Source organism: Streptomyces sp. KL109B (genome assembly GCF_030766935.1).
In the GTDB taxonomy this organism is placed as follows: Bacteria; Actinomycetota; Actinomycetes; order Streptomycetales; family Streptomycetaceae; genus Streptomyces.
In genome coordinates, this window is record NZ_JASERL010000006.1 from 359,632 (window position 1) to 381,683 (window position 22,052).

Below are 22,052 nucleotides of genomic sequence, written 5' to 3' on the forward strand. Positions count from 1 at the left end.
AACACTCCACGCTCGGCTGTAGGAGCGTCAATAACCCGTAGCACGTTTCCTGGGTGTCGACGGGGCCGACGGCGGGGCCCGGGACAGGGTCGGGGCCGGGGGTCTGGACGCGTATCGGGAGGTGAAAGGTATGGTCGCGAGCATGACGGCCTACAAGACGGTGAACCCCGCGACCGGCGAGACCCTCAAGGAATTCCCCGAGGCGACCGCGAAGCAGATCGAGACCGCGCTGGCCGACTCTCATGCGGCGTATCAGAGTTGGCGCACCTCGGACGTCGAGACCCGCTCGGCGGTGCTCCGCCGGGTCGGTGAGATCTACCAGGAGCGCAAGGACGAGCTCGCCCGCATCATCAGCCTGGAGATGGGCAAGCCGCTCGCCCAGGCCAAGGGCGAGATCGACATCGTCACCAGCATCTACGACTACTACGCCACCGAGGGCCCCGGCTTCCTCGCCGACGAGGAGCTCTCGGTCAGCGGCGGCGGCACCGCCACGGTGCGCACCGCGCCCCTCGGCTCCCTGCTCGGGATCATGCCGTGGAACTACCCGTACTACCAGGTGGCCCGGTTCGCCGCGCCGAACCTGATGCTCGGCAACACCATCCTGCTCAAGCACGCCCCGAGCTGCCCGCAGGCGGCCCTCGCGATGGAGCAGATCTTCACCGACGCCGGCCTTCCGACCGGCGCGTACCTGAACGTCTTCGCCACCAACGACCAGGTCGCCGACATCATCGCCGACCCGCGCAACCAAGGTGTCTCGCTCACCGGCAGCGAGCGGGCCGGTTCCGCGGTCGCCGAGATCGCGGGCCGGAACCTGAAGAAGTGTGTTCTGGAGCTTGGCGGCTCGGATGCGTTCATCCTCCTCGACACCGAGGACGTCGCGAAGACGGCCCGCGCGGCGGCGGGCGGCCGACTCGGCAACGCCGGACAGGCCTGCAACTCGCCGAAGCGCTTCCTCGTCCAGGACGGCCTGTACGAGGACTTCGTGCGCGAGCTGACCGCGAACGTCGGCGCGGTACAGGCGGGCGACCCGCTGGAGCCCGGCACCAAGTTCGGCCCGCTGTCCTCGCGCGCCGCCGCCGACCAGCTGCTCGGCCAGATCAAGGACGCCGTCGACAAGGGCGCCACGCTGCACACCGGTGGCGGCCGCGGCGAGGGCCCGGGCGCGTACGTCCAGCCGACCGTGCTGACCGGCATCACGCCCGAGATGCGCGCCTACACCGAGGAGCTGTTCGGCCCGGTCGCCGTCGTCTACTCGGTGAGCGACGAGGACGCCGCCGTCGAGCTGGCCAACAGCTCGCCGTACGGGCTCGGCGGCGCCGTCTGGAGCGGCGACGTGGAGCGCGCCAAGCGGGTCGCCGACCGGCTCGACACCGGCATGGTGTGGATCAACGGCTTCGCCGGCACCCAGGCGGACCTGCCCTTCGGCGGCGTGAAGCGCTCGGGCATCGGCCGTGAGCTGGGCAAGTACGGCATGGCTGAGTTCGCGAACAAGAAGCTGATCCGCGTCCAGGGCTGACCGCGCGGGCACCTTCGTACGGAGGAGTGGGAGGGCGGGCCCGTGCCCGCCCTCCCGCGTCTCCTACTTCCGGCGCCGGAGGAACAGCACCACCCTGGCGACCAGCAGGCCGAGGACGACCACGCCGGCGGTGATCTGCAACCAGCGGGGGACCGCGCCCAGCTCGGGCAGGTACAGGGCGAGCGGCGTCATGGGCTCCACGCCTCCACAAGTGTCGCGACCGGTCGGTCAGATCACCTTGCGGCGCACCAGCGAGGCAAGCAACAGGGCGCCCGGCAGCAGCGGCAGCCAGACCGTGAGCAGCCGGAAGCCCACGACCGCCGATGTCGCCTCGACGACCGGGGAGCCCGCGCCCACCAGCGCGAACCCGAGCGCCGCCTCCACGGAACCGACCCCGCCGGGCGTCGGCACGAACCCGGCGACGGCCGTGGCCGCCAGATACGCGAGGGCGAGGTCCAGGGTCGGCACCGGTATCTCAAGGGCCCGCGCCACCGCGACCAGGACCGTCGCCTGCAGCGCGGGAAAGCCGATCGCCCCGCACCACAGGGCGAGCACCCGGGCGGGCCGGGAGTGCAGCGCCCGCACGTCGGTCAGCGCGCTGCCCAGGAAGTCCCGGACGGCCCCGCGCAGCGGCCGCACCCACCACAGCACCGCCGCGACGAGGGCACACGCCCCGAGCAGCACGAGCACCGCGAGCCCGCCGCGCTCGACCGGCAGCAGCCCACCCAGCGGCAGCGCGTCCGGCGCGGCCGCCATCAGGGCGATCAGCAACGCGTACCGGCCGACGGGCCCGGCCAGCGAGTACAGCGCGAGCGCGGCGCAGGCGCGGGGCGTCGGTACCCCGCAGGAGTGCATGAAGCGCAGGTTCACGACGTGCGCACCGAGCCCCGCCGGCAGCAGATGATTCGCGGACCCCGCCGCGACCTGCGAGGCGAACAGCCGCCCCACGGGGAGCGGTTCGAGCACCGCGCCCTGCCGCAGCAGACACACCGGCACCCAGCACGCCACCGTGGCCACCGCCGCGGCCAGCAGCCAGCCCGGATCGGCGCCGCGCAGCCGCGCGAGACCCGAGACGAACAGCGGCCAGTTCCAGGCCACCCATACGGCGACCAGGACGAGCGGCACGAGCGGGAGCCACTTCCGGGCGCCGCGTGCGCACCGGGTGACGCGGGGGTTGTCTCGTAAGGGCAGGCGGCGGCGGAGGACAGGGGGAGGGGAGACGGCCACCCTACGGTGATGCCCACTTCCGCCCGGTCCGAGCCCTCCGGGCCCCGAGCGGTGCGCCGACCGGCCGGAAGGTAGGGTCTTCCCGGCGGTGGACGTGATCACCGCACGGCGGTGGGGCCCGCCGTCCTCCAACCGCGGCGACGCCGCCGCCAACGGTCCCTACTTGCGACGACGCGCACCCGTAACCTGTGCCCGGCGAGTAGGAGACTTACGTGGGAGAGGCCCGCACCCCGATGCTGAACGAACCCGTCGACCCGGACGTGGATCTGCACGCCCCCGTCCGGCACAAGGCCACGTGGCGGGGGCAGGGACCCGTCGTCGCGGCGGTCTCGCTCGGCGGCGCCGTCGGCGCGTCCGCCCGCTACGGAGCCTCGCTGCTGTGGCCCACGGCCCCCGGCGCCTTCCCGTGGACGACGCTCGTCGTGAACGCCGTCGGCTGCGCGGTCATCGGCGTCTTCATGACCGTCGTCGCGGAGGTGTGGGACGCCCACCGCCTTGTTCGGCCGTTCTTCGGCACGGGTGTACTCGGCGGCTTCACGACCTTCTCCACGTACGTGGTCGACATCCGGAACCTGACGGCCGAAGGACACCCGCGCACCGCCCTCGCCTACCTGGCGCTGACGGTGTGCGCGGCGCTCGCCGCCGTATGGGCCGCGGCGCACCTGACCCGGCGCGTCATCGCGGGGAGGCAGCGGTGAACTGGGTGTGGGTGATCGCGGGCGCGATGGTCGGCGCCCCGCTGCGCTATCTCACCGACCGCGCCGTCCAGTCCCGGCACGACACGGTGTTCCCGTGGGGAACCTTCGCCGTCAATGTCATCGGCTCGTTCGTCCTCGGCCTGGTCACCGGCGCCGTCGCGGCGGGCGGCGCGGGCGACCAGGTGCAGTTGCTGCTCGGCACCGGGCTCTGCGGGGCGTTGACGACGTACTCCACGTTCTCGTACGAGACGCTGCGCCTGGCCGAGGGCAGGGCGGGCTTCTTCGCCGCCGCCAACGTCATCGGCAGCGTCGTCGCGGGACTTGGCGCCGCCTTCACCGGCGCGGCGGTCGCGGCGGCCGTCTGGGGCTGAGCGGGCGGGGGTGTGTCGCCCGGGTGCCGTATGGGGTCCGAGTGCCCTATGGGGTCCGAGTGTCCTATGGAGTTCGAGTGTTCTATGGGGTCCGGGTGGCCTACGAGGCGGCGCGCGCGGCGGCGCGTTCCGTCGCCGCGGCGAGGTCCGCCGCGCCCCCCGCCGCGTAGTACACGTACTCGCGCACGAGCCGGAAACCCGCCGTCCACGCGAGCAGGCGGCTGGCCCGGTTGAGGGTCGAGCAGTTCCAGCTCGGGATGTGGCCGCGGGACCTGATGTCGGCGGTGAGCGCCGTGACGCAGGACAGGGCGAGGCGGTGGCGGCGGTGGTCGGGGGCCGTGAGCACCGCGACGTCTTCGTGGCGGGTGCCGCGGAAGTAGGTGCAGGCGAGGGCGAGCACGGCGCCGTTACGGTCGGTCGCCGCCCAGCCGTGCCCGCTGGAGGCGAGGCCGAGCGGTCCGCCCCAACTGGCGGTGATCCAGGCCGAGTCGGGGCCCAGCACCGCGAGGGCGTCGGTGTCGGCCGGTTCCAGGCGGCGCACCCGCACGCCGCGCGGCAGGACGGCGGGGCGGGCCGGAGCCACCTGCGTCCACACCATCCGCTCCCAGGGCGTGACCCGGTCGAACGCGGCGCCGAGCAGCGGCAGGAAGCGGGCCGGCGCGTCGATCCGGGAGTGTGCCAGCGGCGCCAGATCGGCGGGCGTGAGCCCCTCCGGTGAGCCGCGCAGCATGGTGTGTCCCGCGCAGCTCACCGCGAGGGCGCGAGGTGACTCGGCGTGGTCGGCCCACCAGGTGCCGAGCCCGGTGGCGAGGGCGTGCTCACCAATGACCCCGGGACCGGGCGCCCCGGTGGGGAACCAGCGGGACAGGGCGGGGAGTTGACGGGGGGCCGTCTCGATCATGCGGACCTCTTTCGGGGGTGTGGGTGTGCGAGAGGGGCGGTGCCGGCGGGCATGGGGATGCGCCGGCACCGCCCCGGTCGAGGTCGGCCGGTCAGCGCTGTCAGGTCAGCGCTGACCGGCCTTGCTGCCGTGGTTCGCCTTCTTCTTCCGGCGTGCCTTCTTCTTCCGGGACCGCTTGGACATGACGGTCAACTCCTCTGCTGGTGAGGGGTGTTCATACGGTGTTGGTGGCGCGGCCGACCAGCAGGTCGGCCAGCTTGTTGAGGCGCTTGACGGTGCGGTGCTCGCGGGCGGCGGGGGCCGGGTCCACGCGCTCGGCGCGGTCGTAATAGGCGCCGTTGACGATCTCCACCGCCGGGTCGCAGAGGCGTGCCACGTGTGCGGCGCCCTCGGCGGGGGTCACACCTTCGTGGGCGTAGAGCGGGAGCAGCGCCGTCTCGCAGACGCCCGGGTGCACGGACACGGCGGTGACCCGCGGGTCCGCCGCGAAGACGGTGAGCGCCAACTGCGCCTGCGCGTACGCGGCGAGGCGGGAGTAGCGGCGGCCCCGGTTCGGGTCGTTCCACTGGATGTTGCCGGTGCGGTGCAGCGAGGACGACACGTTGACGACGCGGCCGCCCGGGTCTGTGGTCAGCGCCGGCTCCAGCAGACACGTCAGCAGGTAGTGGGAGAGGAAGTTGACCTGGAAGGCGATCTCGTTGCCGTCCGCCGTGATGGTGTGCCGCTCGGGGGCGGCCATGCCGGCGTTGTTGACGAGGACGTCGAGGTGCGGGTGCTCGTGCACCACCTTGTGCGCGAGGGTCTCGACCTCGCCGAGGTGCGCGAAGTCCGCGGCGAGCGAGCAGAGTTGCTGCGCGTTCACCCCGGCCGTCGCGATCAGCTTGTCGGTCGCGGCGCGTGCCTCTTCGGCGGTGCGCCCGTGCACGAGCACCGTGGCTCCGCGCTCGGCGAGCAGGCGCGCCGTCTCGTAGCCGATGCCGGAGGTGGCTCCGGTGACCAGAACGGTGCGGCCGGAAAGGCTGGATGCAGACATGGGTCTTCCAAGGGGGCGGGTACGGCCGTGCCGGTGGGCGGCGGCGACGTACGGGCTGATACGGGATGCGAAAGGGGCGCCCCGATCCGGATCGGGGCGCCCCGGGTCGCGCGGATGCGTCAGCGCATGCGCGGGCAGCGGGGCGTGCGACCGGGGGCCGGATGAGGCGGCCGGTCGAGCAGGAGCCACTCGCTGTTCACGCTGTCCATCTCAGCGGGTCGCGGGGGCCGCGGCAATGGTGTCGGGGGTTTCCTTACGAGGCCCTGATGGCGAGGAGGCGGGAGAGAGGGAGGGGCGGCGGCCGTCCGTCAAGACGGTGTCAACGCGACGGCCGCCCACGCCAAGGAGCCGCCAAGGATGCGACAACGTACGCGACCAACTCGCCCTCATAGGGCTTTCTTTGGAGGCATGAGTGAGGTGACACGAGGCCGCCTGAAGGTCTACCTGGGGGCCGCTCCGGGCGTCGGCAAGACGTACCGGATGCTCGACGAGGCGCGGCGCAGAGCCGCGCGCGGCGCCGACGTGGTGGTCGGCGTCGCCGAGTGCCACGGGCGGCCGCACACCGAGGCGATGCTCGGCGGGCTCGAACAGCTGCCGCGCACCCCGTGCGCGTACCGGGGCGGCGGGTACACCGAGTTCGACGTGTCCGCGCTGCTCGCGCGCCGACCCGAGGTCGCCGTCGTCGACGAACTCGCGCACACCAACGTGCCCGGCGGCGGCCGCAACGCCAAGCGCTGGCAGGACGTCGAGGAACTGCTCGCGGCCGGCATCGACGTCGTCACGGCCGTCAACATCCAGCACCTCGCCTCCCTCAACGACGTCGTCGAGAAGATCACCAAGGTGCCGCAGGCGGAGACGGTGCCCGACGAGGTCGTGCGCCGCGCCGACCAGATCGAGCTCGTCGACCTGCCGCCGGAAGGGCTGCGCCGCCGCATGGCGCACGGCAACATCCACCCGCCCGAGAAGGTCGACGCCGCGCTCGCCGACTACTTCCGCCCCGGAAACCTCACCGCGCTGCGGCAGTTGGCGCTCCTCTGGGTCGCCGACCGGGTCGACGAGGCGTTGGTGGCCTACCGTTCCGAACACCGCATCGGGGGTGTCTGGGAGACACGTGAGCGGGTCGTGGTCGCCCTGACCGGCGGTCCCGAGGGCGACACGCTGATCCGCCGCGCGGCCCGCATCGCAGACCGGGCGGCGGGCGGCGACCTGCTCGCCGTGCACATCGCGCGCAGCGACGGCCTCGCCGCCGGTGCCTCGTACGCCGCGCTCGCCCGCCAGCGGCAGCTCGTCGAGGACCTCGGCGGCAGCTACCACTCCGTGGTCGGCGACGACGTGGCGAGCGCCCTCGTGGAGTTCGCGCGCGCGGAGAACGCCACACAGCTCGTCCTCGGCACCAGCCGCCGCCGCAGGCTCGAACGCTTCCTCACCGGGCGCGGCACCGGCGAGACCGTCGTCGCCCGCTCCGGCGACATCGACGTCCACACCGTCACCCACGAACGCGCGGGCCACGGCACGCTGTTGCCCTCGCGCCGCCGTACGCTGTCCAGGACGCGCCGCGTCGCGGGCCCGGTCGCCGGGCTGCTGCTGCCGCTCGCGCTGACCTGGCTCCTGGCCGCGGAGGGGGCGCGCTCCGCGCTCGACCTGACCAGCGAGGCGCTGCTGTTCCTGCTCGCCGTGGTGGGCGTCGCGTGCATAGGGGGAGTGGCCTCGGCGGTGGTGGCGTCCGTCACGGCCTCGCTCCTGCTCAACTACTGGTTCATCCCGCCCATCGGCCACTTCACCCTCGACGAGCCCAACGCGGTGCTCGCGGTGGCGGTCTTCGCGGTGGTGGCGGCCACCGTCGCGGCCGTCGTCGACCGTTCCCTGCGCCTCTCCCGCCGCTCGGCCCGCGCCACGGCGGAAGCGGAAACCATGTCCTCCCTCGCAGGAACGATCGTGCGCGGCGGGGCGACGATCCCGGCACTCCTGGAACGCACCCGTGAGGCGTTCGGGGCGGAGGCGGCGGAACTGGTGGCGCTCGGAGACGGCCGGGAGCGGGACCACCACGAGCCCTCCGGCCGGGCCGGTGGTGGTCGCGCGCCCACCACCCTCACCCGCGTTCCCGCTGGCCCCGCCCACGAACTCGTCCTCCGCGGGCGCCAGTTGCCCGCCGCCGACCGGCGCGTGCTCACCGCGTTCGCCGCGCACGTGGGCGCCGCCGTCGAACGGGCGCGGCTCGCGGAGGCCGTGGCCGAGGTGGAGCCGGTGAAGGCGGCCGACCGGATGCGGACCGCACTGTTGCGGGCCGTCGGGCACGATCTGCGGACGCCGCTCGCCGCGGGCTGGGCCGCCGTCGCCTCGTTGCGCAGTGCCGACGTCGACTTCTCCGCGGACGACCGGGCCGAACTCCTCGCCACCGCCGACGCGTCGATGGCCCGGCTGAACCGGCTCGTGGAGAACCTGCTCGACCTGGCCCGCCTCGAAGCGGGCGCCGTGCGCCTCGACCTGCGGGCCACCGCCCTGGAGGAGGTGCTGCCGGGCGCGCTCGACACGCTGCCGGACGGCGCGGCGGGCATCGAGGCGGGCGACCTCCAGGAGGTGCCGCCGGTGCTCGCCGACCCGCCCCTCCTGGAACGCGTCCTCGCCAACCTCGTGAACAACGCCGCCCGGCACACCCCGCAGGGCCGCAAGGTCGTCGTCACCGCCAGCGCGCACGCGGGCCGCGTCGAGGTGCGGGTCGTCGACCGGGGACCGGGCGTTCCGGCCGGGGACCGCGAGCGGCTCTTCGAACCGTTCCAGCGGCTCGGCGACACCGACAACACCACCGGCCTCGGCCTCGGCCTCGCCCTCGCGCGAGGGCTCACCGAGGCCATGGACGGCACCCTCGCCCCGGAGGACACCCCGGGCGGCGGACTGACCATGGTCCTGTCGCTGCCCTTCGCCCCCGCACTCCACGTACCCCACCACCAGGCGGTCACCCCGGCATGACATCAACTCTCCATCTGCGTACGGGACAGCAGGGCGCCCGCTCGCAGCACATGGTCATCTGTGGCGACGACGGCCTCGCCCACCGCCTCGCCGTCGAACTGGACGCGGTGTGCGGCGAGGCCGTGACCGTCGTCCTGCCGAGCCGCCGCGACGAACACGGCGCCGAGATCGCCGCGCTGCACCGCGACCCGCACTCGCCGATCGAACTCCTCGTCTCCGCACGCCCCGACGAGCAGACACTGCGGGCGGCCGGAGTCGAGCGCGCCGCCGCGCTCGCCCTCGGCTACCGCGACGACCAGACCAATATGACGGCGGCGCTGCTCGCCCGCGGCCTCAACCCGCAGATCCGCCTCGTCATCCGGATGTTCCACCGCGAGCGCGGCCGCCACCTGGAACGCCTCCTCGACCGGGCCGCCGCCGAACAGTGCGCCCCCGGCGACCAGTCGCTCGACATGTCGACCACGGTGCTGTCCGACGCCGACACCGCCGTGCCCGAACTCGTCGCGGCAGCCGCCCTCGGCCACGGCCCCACGCTGCTCGTCGAGGGCAAGGTGCTGCGCGGCGTCGTGCGCCCCGCCGCCACCTCGCCCCAGCCCGGCGACCTGGCCACCCTCGCCATACTGTCCGGCGCCGACGCCGACGACCCGGCGGGCTCGGACAGCCACGAGACGCCCGGAGCCGAGGGCACCCAGCTGCTGCCCGACACCCAAACCGCCGACCGCCGTCAGTTCACGCACGGCCGCCTGATGCTGGAGGAGGTCGCGCAGAGTCAGCGGGTCACGCATGAACTGCCGGGCCGAGAGCGGCGGTTGGGGGTGGGGTCCTGGGTGCGTGCCCGCCTCGCGCACCTACCGCTGAGGGTGTTCCTGAGCCGCGAGGTGCTCGCCGTCTTCGGCGCGCTGTTCGCGGTCGAGGCGCTGTTGTCGGTGGCCACGTGGGTCTGCACCGAGCAGGACGTCTGGTGGAAGAACTTCTTCCTGCCGCTGCTCGACATCTTCACCATGGGCGACCCCGCCACCGACGACGGCACGGGGCGGCGCTGGCTCCAGATCATCGCCGGCTTCGTCGGCCTCGCGATCCTGCCGCTCGTCGTGGCCGCCACCTTCAACGCCACCGTCGCCTTCCGCGCCGCGTCCACCACCCACCCGCCGGGTGACGACCTCGCCGACCACATCGTCGTCGTGGGACTCGGCAAGATCGGCACCCGGGTCCTCGCCCACCTCAGCGCCAGCGGCCACCGCGTCGTCGCCGTCGAACGCGATCCGCACGCGCGCGGCGTCGAGTTCGCCCGCTCACTCGGCGTACCGCTGATCGTCGGCGACGCCGCGCACGCCGAGGTCCTCGACCAGGCGCGCATCCGGCACAGCCGCTCGGTCCTCGTGCTCACCCGCGACGACGGCGAGAACCTCGACATCGTGATGACGGCCCGCGAGGCCAATCCGTCCGTACGCGTTGTCATGCGGCTGTACGACGACGACTTCGCGGCCACCGTGCAGCGCACCCTGCGCGCCTCCTACCCGCACGCCCTCACCCGCAGCCGCTCCGTGTCCGCGCTCGCGGCGCCCTCGTTCGCGGCGGCGATGATGGGGCGGCACGTGCTGGGTGTGATGCCGGTGGAGCGTGGTTCGCTGCTGTTCACCGTCGTCGACGTGGCGGGTCACCCGGAGCTGGAGGGGCGCAGCGTGCACGCCGCGTTCCGCGTCAACGAGTGGCGGGTGCTCGCCGTCGGCAGGGCGGGGCCGCCCGCCGCAACGGCCACCGACACCCTCGGCGGCATCCGCGTGGACACCACCCGGCACGGCTTCGACTGGCGCCCGCCGCACGGCCGGGCGCTGCGGGCCGGCGACCGCGTGGTCCTCGCGACGACCCGGCGCGGCCTTGACGTCCTGATGACGGGAGTACAGCCGCATCCGCCGGGCCGCAGGTGATACCGGAGCGGGGGCGGGCCTCCGGGCCCCGAGAGCCGGGAGTTCCTGAGCGCCCGCAACCCGGGAGTTCCTGAGCGCCCGCAGCCCGGGAACGCCTGAGCGCCCGCAACCCGGCAACGCCTCAGAGCCCCGACACCCGGAACACCGTCCGCGCCAGCTCCCCGTCCACCCGCCGCGCCAGCGTGCGCAGCGCCGTCCCGCCGCACAGCAGCAGCCCGCGCCGCTCCGAGACCCGGGCGGCGTCGTCGAGCAGCCGCCACAGCGGGGGATTGGCGACGAGGACCTGTGGGTCGATCTCGACCCGGCCGCCCAACTCGTCGCGCAGCACGAGGCGTTGCGCGACGCCGTCCACGCAGCGCACCGACACCAGCCGGTCCGTGCGCACCGTGTGCCGCCGCCACAGCCCGCGCACGGTGAGCCGGTCCGGCGTTGCGGTGATCCGGGCGGGCAGCAGCACCACGGTCAGTGCGACGCCGAGACCCAGCCACAACGCGCAGCGCCACGCGGAGAGTTGACCCGACAGGGTGTCGATCCCGAGCAGCAGCGCGCACAGCGTCGCACCGCACCACACCGCGCCGCGTGCTTCGCCGGCCCACCGCTCGTCGCTCGCGCTCGTGAGGTCCGCCGCGCTGAAGATGTCTGCCATGCCGTCGACGCTAAGCAGTCGATCCGGCGCCGTCCGCAGTCTTGATGCGGTCCGAACGGCTCCCTGTACGCCTTCTTGACGCGCGCGTGCCGCCCGGCCTGGGGCGCTGTCAACGGTGCGTCAAGTTCGCCGGAGCGACCGCGAAGATCCCGCTAGGAGGCGCCGCCGTCGCCGGTCCACGGGCACAACCTGGCCGAACCGTTCCACCGGGCGACCGCCCCCGACCGCGAGTAGGACTCCCATGACAACCCAGGCCACCGAAACCGCGGACGTCACCGCGGCCACCGCGACCGCCGCCGAGGAACCCCCTGATCCCGCGAGCAGCGACCGGCACCGCCTCACCGCGCTCACCGGTCTCGCCGCGCTCTCCCTCGACGCCATGGCCTCCGTCGCGTACGGCCCCGAGGCGATCGTCCTGGTCCTGGCCGCCGCCGGCGCCCACGGCCTCGGCTTCACGCTCCCCGTCACCCTCGCGATCGCCGCGCTGCTCGCCGTGCTCGTCGCCTCCTACCGGCAGGTCATCGCCGCGTTCCCGGACGGCGGCGGCTCGTACGCCGTCGCGAAGAAGCACCTCGGCGCGCGCACCAGCCTCGTGGCCGCCGCGTCCCTCGTCCTCGACTACGTGCTGAATGTCGCCGTCGCCGTGACCGCCGGGGTCGCCGCACTCACCTCCGCGTTCCCGGAGCTGTACGGCGAGCGGCTGTGGATCTGTCTGGCCGTGCTCGCACTGATCACCGCCGTGAACCTGCGCGGCATCGTCGACTCGGCACGCGCCTTCATCGCGCCGACGGCGATATTCGTCGTCTCGATCCTCACGTTGATCGTGATCGGGCTTTTTCGGGATGCGCCCGTGTCCACCGAGGCCGCCGCGGGACATGCCTCGGTCCTCGCCGACAACGCCACCACCGTCGGCGCGCTGCTCCTGCTGAAGGCGTTCGCCTCCGGCTGCTCGGCGCTGACCGGCGTCGAGGCCATCGCCAACGCCGTACCGCAGTTCCGCACCCCGCGCGCCCGCCGCGCGCAGCACGCGGAGATCGCGCTCGGCGCGGTCCTCGGGGTCATGCTCGTCGGGCTGAGTGTGCTCATCTCGCGGTTCCACCTCCAGCCGGTGGCAGGTGTCACCGTCCTCGCGCAGCTCGCGGACGCCTCCCTCGGCCACAACTGGGCTTTCTACGTCGTGCAGTTCGCGACGATGATCCTGCTGGCGCTCTCCGCGAACACGTCGTTCGGCGGGCTCCCGGTGCTGCTGAAGCTGCTCGCCCGCGACAACTATCTGCCGCACGTCTTCGCCCTCAAGGCCGACCGCCAGGTCCACCGGCACGGTGTCCTCACCCTCGCCGGTGTCTCGGCCGCCCTACTGGTCTTCTCCGGCGGAGACACCAACACCCTCGTGCCGCTCTTCGCGATCGGTGTCTTCATCGGCTTCACCATCGCGCAGGTCGGCATGGTGCTCCACTGGCGCGGTGTGCCGGGTTCGCTGGGGAAGGCACTGCTCAACGGGTTCGGCGCCCTACTCACCGGGGTGTCCGCGGTCGTCGTCACTGCCACCAAGTTCCACGACGGGGCCTGGCTGATCGTGGTCGCGCTGCCCGTGCTCGTCCTCGCGTTCCAGGCCGTGCGCCGCGCGTACGACCGGATCGGCGAGCGGCTCGGGCTCGGCCGGATCCCGGAGTGCCCGACGCACGCCCGCTCCCTCGTCATCGTCCCGGTCTCCGGCATCTCCCGGCTCACCAGCGAGGCGCTGACCGCGGCGAACTCGCTCGGCGACGAGGTGCGCGCCGTCACCGTCGTGCACGACGACCCGGAGGACCGGGCCGCGAGCGAGGCGCTCACCCGGGACTGGGCGCTGTGGGACCCGGGCGTCGACCTGGTCCGGCTGCCGTCCGAGCGCCGCACCCTCGGCAGGCCCGTCGCCGCGTACGTACGCGAAGCGGCCGAGCCCGGCACGCGCGTGACCGTGCTCATCCCGGAGGCCGAACCGGGGCAGGCCTGGCAGCGGCTGCTCCAGAACCAGCGCGGCGCGGTCGTCGCGCACGCCGTGCGCAGGGACACCGACGCGGTCATCTGCCGGCTGCGCTTCAAGCTGTCCTGACACGTCCTGACACGTCCTGACACGTCCTGACGTGTCTTGTCGTCCGGCCTCAGGCCGCGACCGCGTACGCCCCGTGCGGGTCCACGACCCGTCCGTCGGGCAGCAGCTCACCCGTGTCGTCGAAGACGATCGTGCCGTCGCAGCGCAGGCTCCAGCCCTGTTCCGGGTGGGAGGCGACGACGTGCTCCGGGCTCGTGCACGCGGGTTGGTGGTCACACATGGCGCACCTCCAGGTGAGCTGTTTCCTGCTTCGACGATGCGCGCGGCGCGGCCCGTCGGCCAGAGCCCGGGGCCGAGTGTGACAGCTCCGGGACAGTCCCCGGACAGAGCCAGGACGCGGCCGCCGGGCACCCCGCGCAAGCACCGCCGGGCCACCCCCGCGTAAGAGACGCGTCAAGGGCGCACACGGCGGCGTATGGGAGCCGTCAATGGGGCTCGAATCCGCCCCTGACCGGGGGTTTCCTCTGTGTGTCAGTTCCGATTCCCGTTCGGAATCACGTTCCGAATCAAGTCCTTCAACCAGGGAGCTCACGATGGCCGACGTGGCCTTCGTTGTCACCACGATCGCGGTGTTCGCGCTGGTGGCACTCGTCGCCAAGGGGGTGACCAAGCTGTGACCGCCGAGAACATCGTCGGCCTCGTCGTGGCCGTCGCCCTCCTGGGCTATCTCGTCCTCGCCCTCATCTACCCGGAGAGGTTCTGAGCACAGATATGAGCCCCGAACTCGCCGGCGTACTCCAGCTGCTCGCGCTGATAGCGGCGCTCGCACTGGCGTACCGCCCCCTCGGCGACTACATGGCCCGGGTCTACTCCTCCTCCAAGCACCTGCGGGTGGAGAAGTGGATCTACAAGGGCATCGGCGCCAACCCCGATGCCGAGATGCGCTGGACCGCCTACCTGCGCGGCGTCCTCGCCTTCTCCGCCATGAGCGTCCTGTTCCTGTACCTGCTCCAGCGGATCCAGGGCAGCCTGCCCGGCTCGCTCGGCTTCTCGTCGATCGACCCGGACCAGGCCTTCAACACGGCGGCGTCTTTCGTCGCCAACACCAACTGGCAGTCGTACTACGGCGAGCAGGCCATGGGCCACGTCGTGCAGACCGGTGGCCTCGCCGTGCAGAACTTCGTCTCGGCGGCCGTGGGGATCGCCGTGGCGGTCGCGCTCGTCCGCGGTTTCGCCCGCTCCCGCACCGGTGAGCTGGGCAACTTCTGGTCCGACCTGGTGCGCGGCGTCGTCCGAATCCTCGTCCCGATCGCGGTCGTGGGCGCGCTGATCCTCGTCGCCTGCGGCGCCATCCAGAACTTCTCCGGCATCCACTCCGTCGGCCAGTTCATGGGCGGCTCGCAGCAGTGGAACGGCGGCGCCGTCGCCTCCCAGGAAGTCATCAAGGAGCTGGGCACCAACGGCGGCGGCTACTTCAACGCCAACTCCGCCCACCCCTTCGAGAACCCCAACGCGTTCTCGAACCTCTTCGAGATCTTCCTGATCCTCGTCATCCCGTTCGCCCTGACCCGCACCTTCGGCACCATGGTCGGCTCGGTCAAGCAGGGGTACGCGATCCTCGCGACGATGGCGACCATCTGGGTCGGCTTCATCGCGCTGATGATGTGGACCGAGTTCAACCACCACGGCCCGGCGTTCGACGCCGCGGGCGGCGCGATGGAGGGCAAGGAGACCCGCTTCGGCATCGGCGCGTCGGCGATCTTCTCGATCTCCACGACGCTCACCTCGACCGGCGCGGTCAACTCCTTCCACTCCTCCAACACCGGACTCGGCGGCGGCCTCAACCTGCTGGGCATGCAGCTCGGCGAGATCGCGCCCGGCGGTGTCGGATCCGGCCTCTACGGCATGCTGATCATGGCGATCATCGCGGTGTTCATCGCGGGCCTGATGGTGGGCCGCACGCCCGAGTACCTCGGCAAGAAGATCGGCACCCGCGAGATCAAGTTCGCGGCCTGCTACATCCTCATCACGCCGGCCCTCGTGCTCGTCTTCACGTCGATCTCGATGGCCCTGCCGACGCCGCCGAACTCCATGCTCAACTCCGGGGCGCACGGCTTCTCCGAGATCCTGTACGCGTACACGTCCGGCGCCAACAACAACGGTTCCGCCTTCGCGGGCCTGTCCGCCGACACCCAGTGGTTCAACACCACGATCGGCATCGCGATGCTGCTCGGCCGCTTCCTGCCGATGGTGTTCGTGCTCGCGCTCGCCGGTTCGCTGGCCGAGCAGAAGCCGATCCCGGCCACCGCGGGCACCCTGCGCACCCACAAGCCGCTCTTCACCGGCCTGCTGGTCGGCACGCTCCTGATCATCACCGGCCTGACGTACTTCCCGGCGCTCGCGCTCGGCCCGCTCGCGGAAGGGCTCGCGTCATGACCGTACGTATAAAGGAACCAGAGGAAACCGAGGACGCGATGTCCACTGCCACACCCACCAGGGCGCCCCACCAGGACGTGCCCACCGGGCACAAGCCGGGTCAGGACGGCGCCGGCAAGGTCGGCGCGGGTCTCTTCGACCCCAAGCAGCTGCTGAAGTCGCTGCCCGACGCCTGCCGCAAGCTCGACCCGCGCGTCATGGTCAAGTCGCCCGTGATGTTCGTGGTGCTCATCGGGTCCGTCCTGACGACGGTGTTCTCCTTCACCGACCCCACCGACTGGTTCGGCTGGGCGATCAGCGCCTGGCTGTGGCTGACGGTGATCTTCGCGAACCTGGCGGAGGCCGTCGCCGAGGGCCGCGGCAAGGCGCAGGCCGACACGCTGCGCAAGGCGAAGACCGACACCGTGGCGCGCCGGCTCACCGGCTCCACCGAGGAGCAGGTTCCCGGCACGGAGCTGAAGATCGGCGACCTGGTCGTCTGCGAGGCCGGTGATGTCATCCCCGGTGACGGCGACGTCGTCGAGGGCGTGGCCTCCGTCGACGAGTCGGCCATCACCGGCGAGTCCGCCCCGGTCATCCGCGAGTCCGGCGGCGACCGGTCCGCGGTCACCGGCGGTACGAAGGTGCTCTCCGACCGCATCGTCATCAAGGTCACGACGAAGCCCGGCGAGACCTTCATCGACCGCATGATCAACCTGGTGGAGGGCGCGGCCCGGCAGAAGACCCCGAACGAGGTCGCGCTCAACATCCTGCTGGCCTCGCTGACCATCGTCTTCCTGCTGGCCGTCGCCACCCTGCCGCCGTTCGCGGACTACGCGGGCAAGCACCTCAGCATGGTCGTCCTCGTCGCCCTGCTGGTGTGTCTGATCCCGACCACCATCGGCGCGCTGCTCTCCGCGATCGGCATCGCCGGCATGGACCGGCTCGTGCAGCGCAACGTGCTCGCCATGTCAGGCCGGGCCGTGGAGGCCGCCGGTGATGTGTCGACGCTGCTGCTCGACAAGACCGGCACCATCACCCTCGGCAACCGGCAGGCCGCCGAGTTCGTGCCCGTACGTGGCACCACCGAGGCCGAGGTCGCCGACGCGGCCCAGCTGTCGTCGCTGTCCGACGAGACGCCCGAGGGCCGCTCCGTCGTCGTCCTCGCCAAGGAGAAGTACGGGCTTCGCGAGCGCCACCAGGGCGAGCTGACCGGCGCCGAGTGGATCGAGTTCACCGCCCAGACCCGCATGTCGGGTGTGGACGTCGACGGGCGCAAGATCCGCAAGGGCGCGGCCGGTTCGGTCATCGCCTGGGTCGAGGAGCGCGGCGGCCGCGTCGCCGACGACGCCGACACCCTCTCCAACCGGATCTCCGAGGCGGGCGGTACGCCGCTGCTCGTGGCGGTCGAGGACTCCGAGGGCGCCCGCGTGCTCGGTGTCATCCACCTCAAGGACGTCGTCAAGGACGGCATGCGCGAGCGGTTCGTCGAGCTGCGCCGCATGGGCATCAAGACCGTCATGATCACGGGTGACAACCCGCTGACCGCCAAGGCGATCGCCGACGAGGCGGGCGTCGACGACTTCCTCGCGGAGGCCACTCCCGAGGACAAGATGGCGCTCATCAAGCGGGAGCAGGCGGGCGGCAAGCTCGTCGCGATGACCGGTGACGGCACCAACGACGCGCCCGCGCTCGCGCAGGCGGACGTGGGTGTCGCGATGAACACCGGTACGTCGGCCGCGAAGGAGGCCGGCAACATGGTCGACCTCGACTCGAACCCGACCAAGCTCATCGAGATCGTCGAGATCGGCAAGCAACTCCTCATCACCCGGGGCGCGTTGACGACCTTCTCGATCGCCAACGACGTCGCGAAGTACTTCGCGATCATCCCGGCGCTGTTCGCGGCGGTCTACCCCGGCCTGGACAAGCTCAACATCATGGGTCTGTCCTCGCCCGACTCCGCGATCCTCTCCGCGGTCGTCTTCAACGCGATCATCATCATCGCGCTGGTCCCGCTCGCCCTGAAGGGCGTCCAGTACCGGCCGGTGAGCGCGGACAAGCTGCTCCGTCGCAACCTCGGGATCTACGGCCTGGGCGGGCTCGTCGCGCCGTTCATCGGCATCAAGCTCATCGACCTCCTCATCTCCCTGATCCCCGGTCTTTGACCTCCAGAAAGCGTTGCTGATCACCATGAACAACACGGTAGGAAACACGGGCCGGTTGCTGTGGGCGGGGCTGCGCGCCCTGATCGTCCTGACGGTCGTCTGTGGCGTGCTCTACCCGCTCGCCGTCACCGGTATCGCACAGGCCGCCTTCCACGACAAGGCCAACGGTTCCGAGATCAAGTCCGAGGGCAAGGTCGTCGGCTCCTCCCTCATCGGCCAGACGTACCTCACCAAGGATGGCAAGCCGGACCTCAAGTGGTTCCAGCCCCGGCCGTCCAACGGCCTCGGCGAGAACAGCGTGAACACCCAGTACAAGCTGATCCTCTCCGGCGCCACCAACCTCTCCGGTGACAACAAGGAGCTGGTCAAGCAGGTCAACGACGCCAAGGCCGCTGTCGTCAAGGACAACTCCACGGCGACGTACAAGGTGAAGCCGTCGGACATTCCGGCCGACGCCGTCACCTCCTCCGGCTCCGGCCTGGACCCGGCGATCTCCCCGGAGTACGCCGACCTCCAGGTGCACCGGATCGCGGAGCGCAACGGCCTGAGCGTCGCGCGGGTCCAGAAGCTCGTCGACGCGCACAAGGACGGCCGGCAGCTCGGGTTCATGGGGGAGCCGAGGGTCAACGTCCTCGAACTCAACGTCGCGCTCAAGCAGTTGACCACCACGAGCTGATGACACGGGTCCTGGTGGTCGAGGACGACCCACAGCTCGTCCGTGCCCTGGTCATCAACATGCAGGCGCGCCGGTTCGGCGTCGACGCGGCACCGGACGGAGCCACCGCGCTCCGGCTGGCCGCCGCCCGGCAGCCCGATGTCGTGGTCCTCGACCTCGGGCTGCCGGACATGGACGGCGTCGATGTCATCAAGGCGCTGCGCGGCTGGACCCGCGTGCCCATCATGGTGCTGTCCGCGCGCCGGGCCTCGGAGGAGAAGGTCGCGGCCCTCGACGCGGGCGCCGACGACTACGTGACCAAGCCGTTCAGCATGGACGAACTCCTGGCCCGGCTGCGGGCCGCCGTGCGGCGCACCGAGACGGCGCCGCTCGCGCCCGACACCCTCCTTGTCACCACGGACGACTTCACCGTCGACCTCGTGGCGAAGAAGGTGAAGAGGGCGGAGAAGGCGGCGAGCGGCGGGCGCGACATACGACTGACACCCACCGAGTGGCACCTCCTGGAGATCCTGGTGTGCAACCCGGGCCGGCTCGTCAGCCAGAAGCAGTTGCTCCGGGAGGTGTGGGGGACCTCCCGGAGCAACAAGACCAACTATCTACGCGTCTACATGGCGCAGTTACGGCGCAAGCTGGAGGCCGACCCCTCGCACCCCCGGTACCTGATCACCGAGCCCGGCATGGGCTACCGCTTCGAGAACCCCGACAACTGACGACAACTGACGGCAACCGACGGCAACCGACAGGGAACTGACAGGCAGATGGCGCGCGGCAAGCTCAGGATCTACCTCGGTGCCGCCCCAGGCGTCGGCAAGACCTACGCCATGCTGGCCGAGGCACACCGCCGCGTCGAACGCGGCACCGACTGCGTGGTGGCGTTCGTCGAGCACCACGACCGGCCGCGCACCGAAGTGCTGCTGCACGGCCTCGAACAGGTCGAGCGGCAGCAACTCGCCTACCGGGACACCGAGTTCAGTGAGATGGACGTGGACGCGGTGCTCGCCCGCCGGCCCGCCGTCGCCATGGTCGACGAACTCCCGCACACCAACGTCCCAGGCGCCCGCAACCGCAAGCGCTGGCAGGACGTCGAGGAACTCCTCGCGGCGGGCATCGACGTCGTGTCCACGGTCAATATCCAGCACCTGGAGTCCCTCGGCGACGTCGTCGAGTCCATCACCGGCGTACGCCAACAGGAGACCGTCCCCGACGACTTCGTGCGCCGCGCCGACCAGGTCGAGCTCGTCGACATGTCACCGCACGCGCTGCGCCGCCGCATGGCCCACGGCAACATCTACAAGCCCGACAAGGTCGACGCGGCGCTCTCCAACTACTTCAGGCCCGGAAACCTCACCGCGCTACGGGAGTTGGCGCTGCTGTGGCTCGCCGACCGCGTCGACGAATACCTCCAGGAGTACCGCAGCGAACACCGCGTCTCGAAGATCTGGGGCTCCCGCGAACGCATCGTCGTCGGCCTCACCGGAGGCCCCGAAGGGCGTACGTTGATCAGGCGCGCGGCACGCCTCGCCGAAAAGGGCGCGGGCGGCGAGGTGTTGGCGGTCTACATCGCCCGCAGCGACGGCCTCACCGCCGCGTCGCCCAAGGAACTCGCCGTCCAGCGCACCCTCGTGGAAGACCTCGGCGGCACTTTCCACCACGTCGTCGGCGACGACGTGTCCGCCGCCCTGCTGGACTTCTCACGCGGGGTGAACGCCACCCAGATCGTCCTCGGTGTCTCGCGCCGCAAGTCCTGGCAGTACGTGTTCGGGCCCGGCGTCGGAGCCACCGTGGCCCGCGACTCCGGACCGGACCTCGACGTCCACCTCGTCACCCACGACGAGATCGGCAGCGGCCGCGGCCTCGCCCCGGCCGCACGCGCGGGCATCGGCCGGGGCCGCCGCGCTTGGGGCTGGGCCACCGGCATCGGCGGGCCCGCCCTGCTCACGCTCCTGCTCAGCAATGCCGCGCCGCACCTCGGCCTCGCCAACGACATGCTGCTGTTCCTCGCGGTGACGGTCGCGGCGGCGCTGCTCGGCGGGCTGCTGCCGGCGCTCTGCTCGGCGGCCGTCGGCACGATCCTGCTCAACTGGTTCTACACACCGCCGATCCACCGGCTGACGATAGCCGACCCCAAGAACATCCTCGCCCTCGCCATCTTCATAGGGGTGGCGGTCTCGGTGGCCTCCGTCGTCGACGTCGCCGCCCGCCGCACCCACCAGGCGGCCCGGCTGCGCGCCGAGTCCGAGGTGCTCGCGTTCCTCGCGGGCAGTGTGCTGCGCGGCGAGACGAGCCTGGAGGCGCTCCTGGACCGCGTACGGGAGACCTTCGCGATGGAGTCCGTGGCGCTCCTGGAGCGGGCCGACGACACCTCGCCGTGGACGTGCGCGGGCCGGGTGGGACCGGAGTTCGCGACGGGCAGGCCCGAGGACGCGGACGTGGACATGCCCGTCGGCGATCACACGGCCCTGGTGCTGCACGGCCGTGTGCTGCCCGCCGAGGACCGGCGTGTGCTCGCCGCGTTCGCCGCCCAGGCCGTGGTCGTCGTCGACCGCGAACGCCTCAAGTCCGAGGCGGACACGGCCCGTACGCTCGCCGAGGGCAACCGCATCCGCACCGCGCTGCTCGCCGCCGTCTCGCACGACCTGCGCACCCCGCTGGCCGGCATCAAGGCGTCGGTGTCCTCGCTGCGTTCACACGACATCGAGTGGTCCGAGCGGGACCGGGCGGACCTCCTCGAAGCCATCGAGTCGGGCGCCGACCGCCTCGACCACCTCGTGGGGAACCTCCTCGACATGTCCCGCCTCCAGACCGGCACGGTGCGCCCGCTGGTCCGGGAGGTCGACCTCGACGAGGTGGTGCCGATGGCGCTGGGCGGCGTACCCGACGAGTCCCTGGCACTCGTCGACCTCGACATCCCGGAGACACTGCCGATGGTGGTCGCCGACCCGGGCCTCCTGGAGCGCTCCGTCGGCAACGTCGTCGAGAACGCGGTCAAGTACACCCCCGGCGACGTCCCGGTCCTGATCGCGGGGAGCGCCCACGGCGACCGCGTCGAACTGCGCGTCGTGGACCGCGGGCCCGGCGTCCCCGACGACGCCAAGACCCGGATCTTCGCCCCGTTCCAGCGCCACGGCGACGCCCCGCGCGGCGCGGGCGTCGGCCTCGGCCTCGCGGTCGCCCGCGGCTTCGCGGAGGCGATGGGCGGCACCCTCGTCGCCGAGGACACCCCGGGCGGGGGACTCACGATGGTGCTGACGCTGCGGGCGGCGGGGGTGCCGGCGCAGGATGTGCCGTACGTGGACTCAGAGCTGGCCGGGGATGATGAAGATCAGCCACGTGGCGAGCGGGGCGATCAGGGTCATGCTCAGCCCCCACACCATCAGGCGCCGGAAGACGTTGTCCCGCAGCTCGTCCGGGGCGCTCGCCACGGTGAGGGCGCCGCTGGTGGAGAACGGTGAGGAGTCCACCACCGAGGACGAGACC

At 71.8% G+C, this 22,052-nt stretch carries 18 protein-coding genes; 12 read left to right on the forward strand and 6 right to left on the reverse strand.

Features of this window, described 5'->3' with window-relative positions:
* Window positions 1–142 precede the first annotated feature (142 nt).
* On the forward strand, window positions 143–1,516 hold the full coding sequence (locus RBJ65_RS22410; protein ID WP_306318936.1) for an NAD-dependent succinate-semialdehyde dehydrogenase: 1,374 nt from the start codon (window positions 143–145) through the stop codon (window positions 1,514–1,516).
* Window positions 1,517–1,579: 63 nt separating this feature from the next.
* Here the strand turns inward: RBJ65_RS22410 and RBJ65_RS22415 are convergent, their stop codons facing one another.
* Together RBJ65_RS22415 and RBJ65_RS22420 are read right to left on the reverse strand one after the other, a co-directional pair.
* Complete coding sequence (locus RBJ65_RS22415) at window positions 1,580–1,717, reverse strand: hypothetical protein (protein WP_306318937.1); 138 nt, start codon at window positions 1,715–1,717, stop codon at window positions 1,580–1,582.
* A gap of 27 nt (window positions 1,718–1,744) precedes the next feature.
* On the reverse strand, window positions 1,745–2,641 hold the full coding sequence (locus tag RBJ65_RS22420; RefSeq protein WP_306318938.1) for a lysylphosphatidylglycerol synthase domain-containing protein: 897 nt from the start codon (window positions 2,639–2,641) through the stop codon (window positions 1,745–1,747).
* A 335-nt stretch (window positions 2,642–2,976) separates the two neighbouring features.
* On the opposite strand from RBJ65_RS22420, the gene crcB (RBJ65_RS22425) reads away from it, so the two are divergent.
* Both crcB (RBJ65_RS22425) and crcB (RBJ65_RS22430) read left to right on the forward strand, forming a co-directional pair.
* Window positions 2,977–3,441, forward strand: coding sequence for a fluoride efflux transporter CrcB (crcB, locus tag RBJ65_RS22425; RefSeq protein ID WP_306319154.1), 465 nt, complete (start codon window positions 2,977–2,979; stop codon window positions 3,439–3,441).
* Window positions 3,438–3,812, forward strand: a complete 375-nt coding sequence (crcB, locus tag RBJ65_RS22430; protein ID WP_306318939.1) for a fluoride efflux transporter CrcB — start codon at window positions 3,438–3,440, stop codon at window positions 3,810–3,812. The genes crcB (RBJ65_RS22425) and crcB (RBJ65_RS22430) overlap by 4 nt, the downstream gene beginning before the upstream one ends.
* A 100-nt stretch (window positions 3,813–3,912) precedes the next feature.
* Here crcB (RBJ65_RS22430) and RBJ65_RS22435 read toward each other — a convergent pair whose 3' ends face one another.
* Together RBJ65_RS22435 and RBJ65_RS22440 are read right to left on the reverse strand one after the other, a co-directional pair.
* Window positions 3,913–4,713: a GNAT family N-acetyltransferase gene (locus RBJ65_RS22435; RefSeq protein WP_306318940.1), complete on the reverse strand. Its 801-nt coding sequence runs from the start codon at window positions 4,711–4,713 to the stop codon at window positions 3,913–3,915.
* Window positions 4,714–4,927: 214 nt separating this feature from the next.
* Complete coding sequence (locus RBJ65_RS22440; protein WP_306318941.1) at window positions 4,928–5,746, reverse strand: SDR family NAD(P)-dependent oxidoreductase; 819 nt, start codon at window positions 5,744–5,746, stop codon at window positions 4,928–4,930.
* Between the two features lie 408 nt (window positions 5,747–6,154).
* Between RBJ65_RS22440 and RBJ65_RS22445 the strand changes: the two genes are divergently transcribed.
* Both RBJ65_RS22445 and RBJ65_RS22450 read left to right on the forward strand, forming a co-directional pair.
* Complete coding sequence (locus tag RBJ65_RS22445; RefSeq protein ID WP_306318942.1) at window positions 6,155–8,713, forward strand: ATP-binding protein; 2,559 nt, start codon at window positions 6,155–6,157, stop codon at window positions 8,711–8,713.
* Window positions 8,710–10,641 (forward strand): NAD-binding protein, encoded by a 1,932-nt coding sequence (locus tag RBJ65_RS22450; RefSeq protein WP_306318943.1) that lies wholly within the window; start codon window positions 8,710–8,712, stop codon window positions 10,639–10,641. Before RBJ65_RS22445 ends, RBJ65_RS22450 begins: the two co-directional genes overlap by 4 nt.
* A 121-nt stretch (window positions 10,642–10,762) precedes the next feature.
* Here RBJ65_RS22450 and RBJ65_RS22455 read toward each other — a convergent pair whose 3' ends face one another.
* Window positions 10,763–11,287: a hypothetical protein gene (locus RBJ65_RS22455; protein ID WP_306318944.1), complete on the reverse strand. Its 525-nt coding sequence runs from the start codon at window positions 11,285–11,287 to the stop codon at window positions 10,763–10,765.
* Between the two features lie 241 nt (window positions 11,288–11,528).
* Here RBJ65_RS22455 and RBJ65_RS22460 point away from each other — a divergent pair, with 241 nt between their 5' ends.
* Entirely contained in the window at window positions 11,529–13,379 is a 1,851-nt protein-coding gene (locus RBJ65_RS22460) for an APC family permease (protein ID WP_306318945.1), read from the forward strand.
* 49 nt (window positions 13,380–13,428) lie between these two features.
* Here RBJ65_RS22460 and RBJ65_RS22465 read toward each other — a convergent pair whose 3' ends face one another.
* Complete coding sequence (locus tag RBJ65_RS22465) at window positions 13,429–13,599, reverse strand: DUF5999 family protein (protein WP_306318946.1); 171 nt, start codon at window positions 13,597–13,599, stop codon at window positions 13,429–13,431.
* 393 nt (window positions 13,600–13,992) lie between these two features.
* On the opposite strand from RBJ65_RS22465, the gene kdpF reads away from it, so the two are divergent.
* Genes kdpF through RBJ65_RS22495 form a run of 6 tightly spaced genes read left to right on the forward strand, consistent with a single transcriptional unit; the run spans window position 13,993 to window position 22,027 of the window.
* Window positions 13,993–14,082, forward strand: a complete 90-nt coding sequence (gene kdpF, locus RBJ65_RS22470) for a K(+)-transporting ATPase subunit F (protein ID WP_018533641.1) — start codon at window positions 13,993–13,995, stop codon at window positions 14,080–14,082.
* Window positions 14,083–14,090: 8 nt separating this feature from the next.
* Entirely contained in the window at window positions 14,091–15,755 is a 1,665-nt protein-coding gene (gene kdpA / locus RBJ65_RS22475) for a potassium-transporting ATPase subunit KdpA (RefSeq protein WP_306318947.1), read from the forward strand.
* Entirely contained in the window at window positions 15,752–17,899 is a 2,148-nt protein-coding gene (kdpB, locus tag RBJ65_RS22480) for a potassium-transporting ATPase subunit KdpB (protein WP_306318948.1), read from the forward strand. Before kdpA ends, kdpB begins: the two co-directional genes overlap by 4 nt.
* Window positions 17,900–17,924: 25 nt before the next feature.
* Complete coding sequence (locus tag RBJ65_RS22485) at window positions 17,925–18,575, forward strand: potassium-transporting ATPase subunit C (protein WP_306318949.1); 651 nt, start codon at window positions 17,925–17,927, stop codon at window positions 18,573–18,575.
* Window positions 18,575–19,285: a response regulator gene (locus RBJ65_RS22490; RefSeq protein ID WP_306318950.1), complete on the forward strand. Its 711-nt coding sequence runs from the start codon at window positions 18,575–18,577 to the stop codon at window positions 19,283–19,285. The genes RBJ65_RS22485 and RBJ65_RS22490 overlap by 1 nt, the downstream gene beginning before the upstream one ends.
* Window positions 19,286–19,333: 48 nt before the next feature.
* Entirely contained in the window at window positions 19,334–22,027 is a 2,694-nt protein-coding gene (locus RBJ65_RS22495) for a DUF4118 domain-containing protein (protein WP_306318951.1), read from the forward strand.
* The last annotated feature ends 25 nt before the right edge of the window (window positions 22,028–22,052 follow it).

Excerpts from the sequence above, each read along its gene's own strand:
- RBJ65_RS22460 (WP_306318945.1), top strand. The coding sequence starts at position 11,529 with ATGACAACCCAGGCCACCGAAACCGCGGACGTCACCGCGGCCACCGCG.
- RBJ65_RS22485 (WP_306318949.1), top strand. The coding sequence starts at position 17,925 with ATGAACAACACGGTAGGAAACACGGGCCGGTTGCTGTGGGCGGGGCTG.
- RBJ65_RS22450 (WP_306318943.1), top strand. The coding sequence starts at position 8,710 with ATGACATCAACTCTCCATCTGCGTACGGGACAGCAGGGCGCCCGCTCG.
- RBJ65_RS22445 (WP_306318942.1), top strand. The coding sequence starts at position 6,155 with ATGAGTGAGGTGACACGAGGCCGCCTGAAGGTCTACCTGGGGGCCGCT.
- RBJ65_RS22490 (WP_306318950.1), top strand. The coding sequence starts at position 18,575 with ATGACACGGGTCCTGGTGGTCGAGGACGACCCACAGCTCGTCCGTGCC.
- kdpB (WP_306318948.1), top strand. The coding sequence starts at position 15,752 with ATGACCGTACGTATAAAGGAACCAGAGGAAACCGAGGACGCGATGTCC.
- RBJ65_RS22495 (WP_306318951.1), top strand. The coding sequence starts at position 19,334 with ATGGCGCGCGGCAAGCTCAGGATCTACCTCGGTGCCGCCCCAGGCGTC.
- RBJ65_RS22455 (WP_306318944.1), bottom strand. The coding sequence starts at position 11,287 with ATGGCAGACATCTTCAGCGCGGCGGACCTCACGAGCGCGAGCGACGAG.
- RBJ65_RS22435 (WP_306318940.1), bottom strand. The coding sequence starts at position 4,713 with ATGATCGAGACGGCCCCCCGTCAACTCCCCGCCCTGTCCCGCTGGTTC.
- RBJ65_RS22465 (WP_306318946.1), bottom strand. The coding sequence starts at position 13,599 with ATGTGTGACCACCAACCCGCGTGCACGAGCCCGGAGCACGTCGTCGCC.
- RBJ65_RS22440 (WP_306318941.1), bottom strand. The coding sequence starts at position 5,746 with ATGTCTGCATCCAGCCTTTCCGGCCGCACCGTTCTGGTCACCGGAGCC.
- RBJ65_RS22410 (WP_306318936.1), top strand. The coding sequence starts at position 143 with ATGACGGCCTACAAGACGGTGAACCCCGCGACCGGCGAGACCCTCAAG.
- crcB (WP_306319154.1), top strand. The coding sequence starts at position 2,977 with ATGCTGAACGAACCCGTCGACCCGGACGTGGATCTGCACGCCCCCGTC.
- kdpA (WP_306318947.1), top strand. The coding sequence starts at position 14,091 with ATGAGCCCCGAACTCGCCGGCGTACTCCAGCTGCTCGCGCTGATAGCG.